At 67.2% G+C, this 12,072-nt stretch carries 14 protein-coding genes; 7 read left to right on the plus strand and 7 right to left on the minus strand.

Going from position 1 to position 12,072, the window contains the following annotated elements:
* The first annotated feature begins 1 nt into the window (after position 1).
* Complete coding sequence (locus tag NVV99_RS08600; RefSeq protein ID WP_252173299.1) at positions 2-406, plus strand: hypothetical protein; 405 nt, start codon at positions 2-4, stop codon at positions 404-406.
* A gap of 13 nt (positions 407-419) precedes the next feature.
* On the opposite strand, the gene NVV99_RS08605 is transcribed toward NVV99_RS08600, so the two are convergent.
* From NVV99_RS08605 to NVV99_RS08615, 3 genes are read right to left on the minus strand one after another with little or no spacing between them, the layout of a single operon-like run.
* Positions 420-1,094 (minus strand): response regulator transcription factor, encoded by a 675-nt coding sequence (locus tag NVV99_RS08605; RefSeq protein WP_138844829.1) that lies wholly within the window; start codon positions 1,092-1,094, stop codon positions 420-422.
* Positions 1,082-2,173, minus strand: coding sequence for a sensor histidine kinase (locus NVV99_RS08610; protein WP_071936064.1), 1,092 nt, complete (start codon positions 2,171-2,173; stop codon positions 1,082-1,084). Before NVV99_RS08610 ends, NVV99_RS08605 begins: the two co-directional genes overlap by 13 nt.
* A 9-nt stretch (positions 2,174-2,182) precedes the next feature.
* Complete coding sequence (locus NVV99_RS08615; RefSeq protein ID WP_006554664.1) at positions 2,183-2,833, minus strand: DedA family protein; 651 nt, start codon at positions 2,831-2,833, stop codon at positions 2,183-2,185.
* A 157-nt stretch (positions 2,834-2,990) separates the two neighbouring features.
* Between NVV99_RS08615 and NVV99_RS08620 the strand changes: the two genes are divergently transcribed.
* The 4 genes from NVV99_RS08620 (at position 2,991) to fahA (ending at position 6,899) form a co-directional block, all read left to right on the plus strand.
* Entirely contained in the window at positions 2,991-3,521 is a 531-nt protein-coding gene (locus NVV99_RS08620; RefSeq protein ID WP_006554665.1) for a MarR family winged helix-turn-helix transcriptional regulator, read from the plus strand.
* A 116-nt stretch (positions 3,522-3,637) separates the two neighbouring features.
* Positions 3,638-4,840: a homogentisate 1,2-dioxygenase gene (locus NVV99_RS08625; RefSeq protein ID WP_024102288.1), complete on the plus strand. Its 1,203-nt coding sequence runs from the start codon at positions 3,638-3,640 to the stop codon at positions 4,838-4,840.
* Complete coding sequence (locus NVV99_RS08630) at positions 4,837-5,718, plus strand: hypothetical protein (protein ID WP_260782806.1); 882 nt, start codon at positions 4,837-4,839, stop codon at positions 5,716-5,718. Before NVV99_RS08625 ends, NVV99_RS08630 begins: the two co-directional genes overlap by 4 nt.
* A complete protein-coding gene (gene fahA / locus NVV99_RS08635) occupies positions 5,715-6,899 on the plus strand; it encodes a fumarylacetoacetase (RefSeq protein ID WP_260782807.1) in 1,185 nt (394 codons plus the stop codon). The genes NVV99_RS08630 and fahA overlap by 4 nt, the downstream gene beginning before the upstream one ends.
* A 100-nt stretch (positions 6,900-6,999) precedes the next feature.
* Here fahA and NVV99_RS08640 read toward each other — a convergent pair whose 3' ends face one another.
* The 3 genes from NVV99_RS08640 to NVV99_RS08650 all read right to left on the minus strand — a co-directional run bounded on the left by NVV99_RS08640 (position 7,000) and on the right by NVV99_RS08650 (position 8,753).
* Positions 7,000-7,218 (minus strand): helix-turn-helix transcriptional regulator, encoded by a 219-nt coding sequence (locus NVV99_RS08640; protein WP_260782808.1) that lies wholly within the window; start codon positions 7,216-7,218, stop codon positions 7,000-7,002.
* Positions 7,218-7,892, minus strand: coding sequence for a hypothetical protein (locus NVV99_RS08645; RefSeq protein ID WP_071936068.1), 675 nt, complete (start codon positions 7,890-7,892; stop codon positions 7,218-7,220). The genes NVV99_RS08640 and NVV99_RS08645 overlap by 1 nt, the downstream gene beginning before the upstream one ends.
* A 123-nt stretch (positions 7,893-8,015) precedes the next feature.
* Positions 8,016-8,753, minus strand: coding sequence for an IclR family transcriptional regulator (locus NVV99_RS08650; protein ID WP_064852319.1), 738 nt, complete (start codon positions 8,751-8,753; stop codon positions 8,016-8,018).
* A gap of 138 nt (positions 8,754-8,891) precedes the next feature.
* Between NVV99_RS08650 and NVV99_RS08655 the strand changes: the two genes are divergently transcribed.
* On the plus strand, positions 8,892-10,322 hold the full coding sequence (locus tag NVV99_RS08655; RefSeq protein WP_260782809.1) for an acyl-CoA synthetase: 1,431 nt from the start codon (positions 8,892-8,894) through the stop codon (positions 10,320-10,322).
* A gap of 6 nt (positions 10,323-10,328) precedes the next feature.
* On the opposite strand, the gene NVV99_RS08660 is transcribed toward NVV99_RS08655, so the two are convergent.
* Positions 10,329-11,057, minus strand: coding sequence for an MOSC domain-containing protein (locus NVV99_RS08660; RefSeq protein WP_260782810.1), 729 nt, complete (start codon positions 11,055-11,057; stop codon positions 10,329-10,331).
* A 194-nt stretch (positions 11,058-11,251) separates the two neighbouring features.
* Here NVV99_RS08660 and NVV99_RS08665 point away from each other — a divergent pair, with 194 nt between their 5' ends.
* Complete coding sequence (locus NVV99_RS08665) at positions 11,252-11,791, plus strand: hypothetical protein (RefSeq protein ID WP_260782811.1); 540 nt, start codon at positions 11,252-11,254, stop codon at positions 11,789-11,791.
* Positions 11,792-12,072 lie beyond the last annotated feature (281 nt).

Raw genomic sequence — 12,072 nt, forward strand, 5'->3', positions numbered from 1 at the left:
GATGGCGAACGGATTTCGGCAGGTACTGCGAGCGGGAGCGGTCGCCGCAGTGACCGGAGGGATCGTCCTCGGCGGCGCCGGCATCGCGGCGGCGCAGGACGAGTGGCCGGTCCAGCAACCCAACAGCCCGATCTACGTGTACGACGTGGACCCCGCCAACTGGCTCACGCCGGACGAGCTTGCCTACTGGAATCCGCTGGTGAACGAGCCGCGGCTGACCTCGCCCTTCGGCACGAACACCCGCATCGTGTGTCAGGGCTTCCACGGCGTGACGACCGATTGCTGGCAGGCCGACCTCGAAGGCCGTCCACATAAGCTTCAGCGTCTGCCCGCGAACCTGCCCAACGTGACGGGGTCGAGCGCACCCGGCGGAGGCGTCGGGCACTTCGTGTATCCGCTCTTCTGATCCGCACGGGGCGTCAGCGGTCGTCCCGAGAGCTCGGGGTGCCCGTGCTCTCGAGATAGAGGAGCACCGCCCGTACCCGCCGACTACGGTCGGCTTCGCGCGGCAGGTCGAGCTTCACGAAGATCGAATTGACGTGCTTCTCGACGGCACTGACCGACATCGTCAGACGACCGGCGATGCCGGTGTTCGTCAGACCCTGGGCGAGGGCCTCGAGCACCTCGCGTTCGCGTTCGGTGAGGGCGGCGATGGGGTCGGCGCGGCGGGTGTTCGCGAACAGTTGCCGCACCACCTCGGGATCGAACGCCGTCCCGCCCGCAGCCACTCGTTCCAGATCGGTGAGGAATGCCCCCACGTCCGACACACGATCCTTGAGCAGATAGCCGACGCCACCCCACCCGTTCGTGAGCAGACCGGTGGCGTTCCGGTGCTCGACGTATTGCGACAGCACGAGCACAGCGACCTGCGGGTGCTCCTCCTTGATGCGCCGCGCCGCGTCGATGCCCTCCGTCGAGTAGGTCGGTGGCATACGCACGTCGAGCAGCACGAGATCGGGCACGTCGCGCTCGACGACATGATGCAACTCGACGGCATTTCCCACGCCGGCGATCACCTCGTGGCCTTCGTCCGCGAACAACCGCGACAAACCCTCGCGGAGAAGGGTCGAATCCTCGGCAATCACGATGCGCACGGGATCCTCGCTTCCACGACGGTCGGCCCTCCGCGAGGGCTGTGTACGGAGAACTGCCCGTCCAGCGCGGCGACACGGCGCGCGAGACCTGTCAGCCCGGAGCCCGTCATCTCGGCCCCGCCACATCCGTCGTCGACGACCGTGACCGTGACGACGTGACCGTCCGCCGCGACGGTCACCGACACGTTGTCGGCGCCGGAGTGCTTCGTCGAGTTCGTGACCCCTTCCGCGGCAACGTAGTACGCGGCTGCCGCGACATCGTGTGGTGGTTCCGGGTCGATCGACAGATCCAGGTCGACGGGGAGGAAGGTGTGCGCGGACAACCCTTCCAGCGCCGCGGCGAGTCCGTGCTCGTCGAGCGCGGCCGGGTATATCCGCCACGCCACGTCGCGCAGTTCGGTGAGCAACGCCTGCGCCTGGGCGACGGCGTTGTCGAGGTCGGCGACGAGGTTCCCGCCGCCGCGTTCGGCGGTGCGACGCGCGCGACCGACGTCGAGTGCGAGCGCGACGGCCCGCTGCTGCACGTCGTCGTGCAGGGCGCGTTCGATCCGCCGGCGTTCGTCGTCGATGGCGGTGACGACGTCGGCGCGGGTGCGCTGCAGGTCGCGGAGGCGATGCTGCGTGGCATCGTCGCCGAGCAACCGCAGGGCTGTGCGGACGTCCCACTGGCCCACGATCATCGCCATCCGGACGGAGAGATAGATCATCACGGCGGCGACGAGGAGCGAGACGAGACCGTCGGCGACGGAGATGCGACCGCCTGCCAGCAGGACGATCGCCCAGCCCCCGTAGCCGGTCGCGGAGATCAGGACGAGCAGGACGACGAGGCCGACGAGCGGACCGTAGGCCAGGCGGACGAGGAAATATCCGGTCGGCTCGCGATCCGGAAGATCCCGGACCGCCTCGGCGTCGAACCATCGCACGAGACGAATACGGTCGCGTTCGGCCGCGCGACCCGGTCCGTCGGTGGTACGGCGAGCCGATGCCGCCACACCCGTCACCGCGGTGACGATCCCGAGCAGAAGCCCGACGACGGCGCGGACCGAGGTCCCGAGTGAGCGCCGAAGGTGATCGATCACGGACCGACCCTAACGGGCGCGAATCGATCGGACACGGCGGACGACGAACACCGCCACTGCTGCGACCACCGCGACGATCACGAGTTTCTGCAGCACATCGGCATACGGTTCGACGACTCCCCAGTTCTCACCGAGGAGGTATCCGGCGAGTACGAAGATCGAGTTCCACAGGGCGCTACCGAGGGCGGTCAGGACGACGAACCGACCGACGGGCATGGCCTCCACCCCGGCGGGAACCGAGATCACGCTCCGCACGAGCGGCACCATCCGGCCGAGGAGCACCGACTTCTCGCCGTGCCGGGCGAACCACTCTTCGCCGCGCCGCAGATCGGAGGTGTTCACCAGGGGGAGTCGCTCGACAACGGCATACATCCGCTGACGGCCGAAGGCGCGTCCGGCGAGGTAGAGCAGCAGTGCGCCGACGAGGGAGCCGAGGGTGGTCCACGCGACGGCCGAGACGAGGGAGATCTCCCCGCGGGAGGCCGCGAAGCCGGCGAGGGGAAGGATCACCTCGCTCGGGATCGGTGGGAAGAGGTTCTCCGCGGCGACCGCGACACCGGCACCGGGTGCTCCGAGCATCTCCATCAGCTGTAGCGACAGACCCGCGAGGCCGTGGAGTTCGTCCGTGGGGGACTGCGTGAGGGTGTGTGCGAGGTTCATGTCCGGAACACTATGAGCGATGAACGTGCAGGTCGCTGCGGTTTTCCGCCGACTTCGCGGCGTTCGGAGTGCGGTTTTCCGCAGTCCTGCCGAATGCCGGTCGCTCGACCGGATAGTAAATAGATGAATTATCCCGGATCTGCGGTACTGTGACCGCATGTCCAGACCCCGCGACCTCGACTACTGGTCCTTCGTCGAACTCGCACAGGAGCGTCTGAACAGCAAGTTCGGCGGCGAACATCACCGCAGCGCAACCGAAGTCCTGCTCACCCTCAATCGGGCCTCGGATATCGTCACCTACGACCTCGAGGCCGCGGTCCACCGTCCGCGTGGCCGGTCGTGGTCGGCCTATCGGCTCATGTTCGTCATCTGGCTCGCGGGCCCGATCGAACCGAACGTCGCCGCGCGGCTCACCGGGATGAGCCGCGCCGCCGTGTCCAACCTCGCGAAACCGCTGGTCGAGGCGGGAATCCTGGAGAAGACTCCGGTCAGTCACGACGCGCGTTCGGTGCAGTTGTCGCTCACCGAAGCAGGGGAGAAGGAGATCCGCGACAGCTTCCGTGCTCAGAACGAGCGCGAGGAGGCCTGGGTGGAGGTGCTCACCCCCACCGAGCAGCAGATCCTCGTGATGCTCCTGAACAAGCTGATCACCAACCGCAGCCAGTTCGACGTGCGCGGACGCAACTGACACAGCCTCGTGACCTCTCCGTGGTTGCGCTCACACCCTCGGATTAGTTAACGTATTTACTAATTCCAGGCGAGCGACCTTCCCTCGCACGCCCGAGATCCGCGAGGAGTCAGATCATGGCGTTCTACCGACAGCTCGGCGTCATCCCGCCTAAGCGTCACACCCAGCACCGCGACGAGAACGGCAACCTGTACTACGAAGAGCTGATGGGCGAGGAGGGCTTCTCGTCCGACTCGGCGCTGCTCTACCACCGGTACATCCCGTCGGCGATCGTCGACGCGACCGAGTGGAAGCTGCCCGATCAGACCACCAGGCCCAACCATCCGCTCGAGCCGCGGCACCTGAAGCTGCACGATCTGTTCCCCGAGACGATCTGGGCCGAGACGGATGTCGTGACGGGTCGTCGTCTGGTCCTGGGCAACGCCGACGTCCGCATCTCGTACGTCGTGTCGACCGAGCCCTCGCCGCTGTACCGCAACGTGGTCGGCGACGAGATGGTCTACGTCGAGTCCGGTGAGGCCACCGTCGAGACGGTCTTCGGTCCGCTCGAGGCGAAGGCCGGCGACTACGTCCTGCTGCCGATGGCCACCACCCACCGCTGGGTACCCAAGGGCGACGCACCGCTGCGCGCCTACACGATCGAGGCCAACAGCCACATCGTGCCGCCCAAGCGCTACCTGTCGAAGTTCGGGCAGTTCCTCGAGCACGCGCCGTTCTGCGAACGCGACCTGCACGGACCGACCGAGCTGATGCAGGTCGAGGAGGAGAACGTCGAGGTGCTGGTCAAGCACCGCACCTCGCAGGGCATCGTCGGCACCCGCTACCTGATGCCGCACCACCCCTTCGACGTGGTCGGCTGGGACGGCTGCCTGTACCCGTACACCTTCTCGATCCACGACTTCGAGCCCATCACCGGTCGCGTCCACCAGCCGCCGCCGGCGCACCAGGCGTTCGAGGGCAACAACTTCGTCATCTGCAACTTCGTGCCCCGCAAGGTGGACTACCACCCGCTGGCCGTACCGGTGCCGTACTACCACTCGAACGTCGACTCCGACGAGGTCATGTTCTACTGCGGCGGCGACTACGAGGCCCGCAAGGGATCGGGCATCGGCCAGGGTTCGATCTCGGTGCACCCCGGTGGTCACGCGCACGGCCCGCAGCCGGGTGCCTACGAGCGCAGCATCGGTGTGGAGTTCTTCGACGAACTTGCCGTCATGGTCGACACCTTCCGCCCGCTCGAACTCGGTGAGGGTGCGCTCGCGTGCGAGGACGCCGCCTACGCCGGCAGCTGGAACCGCAATGCAGGAGCGGCCAAATGACTTTCGGACCTCTCCTGACCGGACTGTGCGACGACGCTGCGCTGTTCCCTCCGGGCAACGCCCCGCTGCCCGTCGCCGTCCCCGCCCACGCCGGGCACCGCTCGTCCGCGCACGCACCGCTCGTCGGAGCGTTCGTCTTCCCGGCCGGTCGCCTCGGTGAACTCGCAGATCACCTGGCGCAGCACCCGTATCCCGGTGAGCTGGCCCTGAGCCTGACCGCACCGACCGGCACCGCCGCCGTCCGGCCCGCACTCGAGCAGGTCGACGCAATGGACTCGGTGTCCGTGGTGGCCCTCGAGATCGCGGTCCCCGCAGAGCAATCCGTCGACGAGCTGTTCGCGGCGCTCGACGAGATCAGGGTGAGTCGACCGGATATCGATGTATTCGTCGAGGTTCCGCGTGACGAGCGCCGAGCCGCGATCCTCGCCCGACTGACCGGGACGCCGTACGCCGCCAAGTTCCGCACCGGCGGGATCGTGGCGGAGGCTTATCCGGACGAAGCCGAGCTCGCCGCAGCGGTCTCGACGGTCGTCACCACGGGAGTTCCGTTCAAGGCGACCGCCGGTCTGCACCACGCGGTGCGCAACACCGACCCGAGGACGGGCTTCGAACAGCACGGGTTCGTGAACCTGTTGGCCGCGGTGGACGCGGTGCTGTCCGGAGCCGACATCGACGAGGTCGCTTCCGTGCTGGCCGAACGTGACGGGGCAGTGCTCTCCGCACGTCTCGGCGCACTCTCCGACGAGCGGGCCGCAGAGGTCCGGCGCCGTTTCCTGTCGTACGGCACCTGCAGCATCGCCGAACCGCTCGAGGATCTGCTCGACCTCGGCCTGGCGCCCTCGACCGTTTCCCCGATCACCGAAGGAACGAACGCATGACCACCATCGCCATTCCGGAGGGTTCGCTCTTCGGCATCGACAACCTGCCGTACGGCATCTTCTCCACGGCCGACAGCGAACCCCGTGTCGGTGTCCGCGTCGGAGATGCGGTTCTCGACCTGAGCCGTGTCTTCGAGGACGACGTCGTCTTCGCCGAGCCCTCGCTCAATGCGTTCATGGCCCAGGGTCGTGCACGGTGGGACGAGGTTCGCGCTGCGATCAGGGAACTCGTGACCGGCGATGTCGCCGACGAGGCGGTCTTCGCCGTTGCCGACGTGACGATGCACCTGCCGATCGAGGTGGCCGACTACGTCGACTTCTACGCCTCGGAGAACCACGCGTCGAACCTCGGCCGACTGTTCCGCCCGCAGAACCCCGACCCGCTGATGCCGAACTGGAAGCACCTTCCCGTCGGTTACCACGGTCGGTCGAGCACCGTCGTGACCTCGGGGGTCGACATCGTGCGGCCGAGCGGACAGCGTAAGGGCCCCAACGACCCTGCACCGGTCTTCGGTCCGTCGATCCGGCTCGACATCGAGGCCGAGATGGGCTTCATCGTCGGTGTCGGCTCCCCGATGGGTTCGCAGATCACTCCCGACGAGTTCGCCGACCACTGCTTCGGTGCGGTCATCCTCAACGACTGGTCGGCCCGCGACATCCAGGCGTGGGAGTACGTGCCGCTGGGCCCGAACCTCGGCAAGTCCTTCGCGACGTCGATCTCACCGTGGGTCGTCCCGATCGCCGCGCTCGAGGCCGCCCGCATCGACACCCCGGTGCAGGACCCGGAACCGCTGCCGTACCTGAAGGGCACCGAGAAGTGGGGCTTGGACATCGATCTCGAGGTCGAGTGGAACGGGCACGTCGTGTCGCGCCCGCCGTACGCGCAGATGTACTGGTCGCCCGCGCAGATGCTCGCCCACACCTCGGTCAACGGTGCCGCGACCCGCACCGGTGATCTGTTCGGCTCCGGCACCATCTCGGGCCCGGAGAAGGACCAGCGCGGCGCCTTCATCGAACTGACCTGGGGCGGAGCAGAACCCGTGCAGGTCGGCGACGAGACGCGCACCTTCGTCGAGGACGGCGACGAGATCGCCATCTCTGCCACCGCGCCCGGCCCGAACGGGACCCGCATCGGCTTCGGTGAGGTCCGCACCCGCATTCTTCCCGCGATCGGGGAATAGAGGAAACAGGTCCGTGCGTCAGCCGGAGCGCCACCGGCCGGGCCGATCGGCGATGCCCGGAACCCACGAGGTTCCGGGCATCGCTGTTTTCCGGGGTCGGTCAGTCGACCGAAAGAATGTTGCCCACAGAGCAATCCAGTACGCGGCACAGGGCGGTGAGGGTCGAGAAGCGGATCGCGCGGGCGCGTCCGTTCTTGAGTACCGACAGGTTCACCACGCTGACGCCGACCTTGTCGGCCAACTCGGTGAGCGTCATGCCCCGGTCGGCCAGCAGCTCGTCGAGATGACACCGGACGGCATGCTCGGTTTCCGGAGGCATCAGACGAGTCCTTCGTTGTCGCGCGCCATGCGGCTGCCGATCCGCAGTACCACGCCCACGGCCGAGATCACCATGCAGAAGACGTAGGCGTACCAGAACTCCGGTCCGAGAGGCGCGTTCGAGAGGACCTCGTTCATGTCCACGTCACGGATCAACATGTTGGTGCCCAGCGTGCGGGGAATCATCGGGACGATGATGGTCGCGATCGCCACCATCGACGTGACCCACACGAGCCGGATGACACCCCGGTCGAACAATCGGCCCCGGACGAATCGCACGACGATCCAGCTCAGCAGGGCCAGGGCTGTCAGGTAACCGAACGTCTGTACCGCCTCCCCGGCGCGGAGGAGGCCGACGCTGACGGGTGAGAGGGTGTCGGTCGGAACGTCGATCACCGTCGTCGAGGTGGTCTGGAGGTCGGTGCCGTTCGGGGTGGACAGCACCGGCGCCGCTGCCGCGTCGTCGAACCGGACCCGCGCGGTCACGATGCCGTCGCCGAGGGAGCTCGCGAGGTCGCGGACATAGGTGAAGAGCACGATCAGTGAGGTCAGCGCGAAGACGGTGAGGGACGCCCGCAGATCGGTGCGGTCCTTCTTCGACGTCTCGGTGGGGGAGAGCGTGTCGGGTTCGGCGCCCGGGCCCTGGGGGCGGTCGGTGTCGTGGGTGGAGTTCATGGTCGTCTCCGAACTCGCCGGACGGCGGGGCTATCGATTGTCGATACCATCGATAATCGTTATACCTATCGATAAACGATATGTCCAGAGGTGGGGGCGCCCGCCAGTCCTGCTCGGAGCGGATCAGGGTAGGCGACGCTCGATCGCGTCCCGCGCTGCCAGCGCCTTCGCGCCGTAGTCGGCGAAGAGGTCGGGTGTCAGCCGCGAAGCCGGACCGGAGATGCTGAAGCAACCGCGCACGGTGCCACCGCGCCCACGCAGCGCGACGGCGACGGCGGCGATGCCGTCGTGCAGCCCTTGTTCGGTCACGGCATACCCGCGGGCGCGGATCTCGGCGATCTCCTCGCGCAGCGCCGCCGGTTCGGTGACGGTGCGCTCGGTCAGTGATGGGAGTTCGGTCGCGAGGAAGTCTTCGATCCGTTCGTCGGGCAGCGACGCGAGATAGGCCTTGCCGGTCGACGCGGCGTGGAGGGGAAGGCGCGTGCCGAGGGCGAGGAAGGCGCGCAGCTGATGGGGACTGTCGAGTCGCTCGATCAGGACCAGCTCGTTCCCGTCCGGCACGGCGAGATGGACGGTCTCACCCGTCTCGGCCTGCAGGCGGTTCAGTTCCGGGAGTGCGACCTCGCGTAGGTCGTCGCCGGACGACATCGCACTGCCCAGGCTGAACGCGCGGCCGGTAATGACCCACTGCCCGGCGTTCGCCGTCGAGGGGCGCAGCCAGCCGGCCTCGGCGAGGGTCCTGAGGCATCGCTGGACGGTGCTCTTGGGGACGTCGAGGCGCTTGCTCAACTCCGACAGCCCGACCGGTTGCGTGGTCGCGACCTCCTCGAACACGCGGAGTGCGGTGAGAACGCTGTTCATCGGAACCCTTCACGCGTCGTTGACGGCAGGCGTCACGGAATATAGGTTGAGCCGGACTGCATCGTAGCACATCGGTCCACAGTATGGACCAGACGCTGCGCGACACCGTCCGGCAGGACGTCGAGAAGGGACCCACCGATGACCACCACGCCCGTGCCGTTGCTGACCTCGCTCACCGAGTCCGGAGCAGGCGGCGACGACCGCAGTGCCGTCCGAGTCGGAGACGGATCGCTCACCCGTTCCGAACTGATCGCAGCCGCCGCCGCGGTGGCCGACGAGGTCACCGGTTCCTCGCGGGTCGCCATCGACGCCACCGCGAGCATCGAGACGGTGATCGCCACGACCGGATGCCTCATGGCCGGTGTGGCCGCCGTGCCGGTGCCGCCGGATTCCGGTCCGGCCGAACGCGCGCACATCCTGAAGGACTCGGGTGCGCAGGTGTGGCTCGGCACTGCCCCCGAGGACGTCACCCTGCCCGCGATCCCGGTCGACGCGAACGCGCGCTCGTCGTCCTCGCACGCCGAGGCGGACCCGGGCAGCGCCGCAATGATCATGTACACCTCCGGAACCACCGGTGCCCCCAAGGGAGTCGTGCTCTCGCGGTCCGCGGTGGCGGCCGGCCTCGACGGCCTCGCCGAGGCGTGGAACTGGACGTCCGACGACACTCTCGTCCACGGACTTCCGCTGTTCCACGTCCACGGACTCATCCTCGGCGTCGTCGGTGCGCTCCGGCAGGGCTCGTCGCTCGTGCACACGGTGCGACCGAAGCCCGAAGCCTATGCAGCGGCGGGTGGTTCGCTCTACTTCGGTGTTCCCACCGTGTGGTCGCGGGTCGTCGCCGACGAATCGTCCGCTCGCGCACTGTCGTCCGCACGACTCCTGGTCTCGGGCAGCGCACCCCTGCCCGTGCCGGTCTTCGAGCGCATGCTCGCCCTCACCGGCTCCGCGCCGATCGAGCGGTACGGAATGAGCGAAACGATCATCACGATCAGCACCCGCCACGACGGTGAGCGTCGGCCCGGCTGGGTGGGTCTGCCGATCGACGGGGTCTCCACCCGCCTGCGCGACCAGGCCGGCAACCTCGTGCCGCACGACGGCGACACCCTCGGCCAGTTGGAGGTGTCCGGCGCGACCCTGTTCGACGGCTACCTGAACAACCCCGAGAAGACCGCCGAGTCGATGACCGAAGACGGCTGGTTCAAGACCGGCGACATCGCCGTGATCGACGACCAGGGTTTCCACCGCATCGTCGGCCGCGAATCGGTCGACATGATCAAGTCCGGTGGCTACCGGATCGGCGCCGGCGAAGTGGAGCACGCGCTGCTGAACCATCCCGGCGTGCAGGAGGCCGCGGTGGTGGGTGTGCCGGACGACGATCTCGGACAGCGGATCGTCGCCTACGTCGTCGGGGATCTCCGTGATCCGGGCGAACTCTCGGACTTCGTCGCGCAGACCCTGTCGATCCACAAGCGCCCCCGCGAGATCCGTACCGCCGACGCTCTTCCGCGCAACGCCATGGGCAAGGTGCAGAAGAAGCTTCTCGTCGAGGACTACCTCGCCGGGAAGTGACCCGGTCTACCCGATCCGGACTTCGTCGCCGACGGTGATGTCGCCGGGAGTCGGGACGGTCGCGTAGACACCGATGCACGGCATCGGCTTGCCCTCCGGCACATTGGGCACCTGATGCGCGGTCATCACCTCACGCAGCATGTCGCGCCGCGCGGGAACCCCCTGATGGGGGAGCGTCACCATGACGCACCGCGCGGTGCGCTTGTGCGGTTCGAGGACTGCCGAGCCCACCGACACCCGTCGGCCGATCCATTCGTCCTCCACGAAACCGGTCGTGTCCGGAGTGTCGACGACCAATTGCGGCCGGAACCGCCGCAACGCGACATCGGTGGGGTCGCCGGTGCCGAGCGCTTCGACCGCGGAGCGGGAGACGAGATGCACCGGCGCCTCGTCGTAGGTGCGGTCGCGCGGTTCGAGCCGCACGTCGTGACCGAGCAGCTTCGACAGCAGGTCGTCGACCTCGGGATCGTCGCCGCGCACCACCGTGCCGTCGGCGAGCGTGAGTTCGAGTGCCGCCGGATCGCGGGGGTCGTCGTCGTTCAGAAGTCGTGCGGAGCAGGTCAACAGCAGTCCGTAGCGCCGGAAACGCTTCGCACTCGCTATGTTTCCGGTTTCGGCGTCGACCAGCGCCCACAGGTGGTCGCCGCGCACACCGTCCGCTTCGATCGCTGCGGCGTCGATCCGTTCTCCTCCGAACGATTTCACCGGATAACGCCACACCTGATCGATACGCACGACTCGTGAGCATACGGGGAACTGGGGAAAATGTTACGTGCGATTCCAACTCGCGGACGAAAACACCCGAGTCTCCCCATGTTCTTCAACGGCGCATTGCAGATGACCTCACCACTGTTGGAACCGATGAGCGAATCCACCGCACCACTGCTCGCGATCTACCCTAATCGCAGAAACATGAGGTGGACACGTGGATGCTGCGCCGTGCCGCGGTCGATGCACGCCGCCGACTCCCGAAGCTGGATGACCCGAATCCCTCGACCTTGCTGGCTCAACGGAAGCTGCCGTCGCAGCTGACCGCGCTACGCGCTGTCCATGTCCCCGCATCCAAACAGCACGCAGAAAAGGGACGGGACCGACAGGCCTATGAAGAACTCCTGCGGTCGCAGCTTGCCCTCGGAGTGCTTCGAAACGCACAAGCCGCAGAAGTCGGCATCGCCCACAAGCCCACCGGGCGACTGCTCGATGCATGGTTGGCCGGCCTGCCGTACACCCACAGGTGCACAGCTGCGGGTGATAGCCGATATCCACACCGACATGACCGCCTCCGGCCGATGAATCGGCTGCTGCAGGGAGACGTCGGCGCCGGAAAGGCCCCCGTCCTGGCAGCCACTGCGTTTGCGTTACTGGTAATCGAAGGCGGCTTTCAGGCGGTCCTCATGGCCCCGACCGATATTCTCGCTCGGCGCAACACTTCGAAGAGATCGCCGAAGCATTACGGCCTCTCGGCGTGACCGTCGACCTGCTGGTGTCCCGGACCTGCCTCTCCCCCGATCGACGCCGGTCGAGTTCGAAACCATCATGACCACACCAGTCGCACAGGCTGCGTGACCGAAACTGTCACCGAATCGTGCAGCAGTCCCCATCGAAGGCCAGCTGTGCGGACAAGGTCCCGATCTCCTCGAGTCAACAGTCGATGACATTCAGAAGAGTACCTCCTCGTAGCTCGTACAGGACGGGCCGACTTCGCACCGCTCCGACGACCGGACCAGCTACATCTGCAGCGAGACGAGTC

It is taken from the genome of Rhodococcus sp. PAE-6 (assembly GCF_025290685.1).
GTDB lineage: Bacteria > Actinomycetota > Actinomycetes > Mycobacteriales > Mycobacteriaceae > Rhodococcus > Rhodococcus pyridinivorans.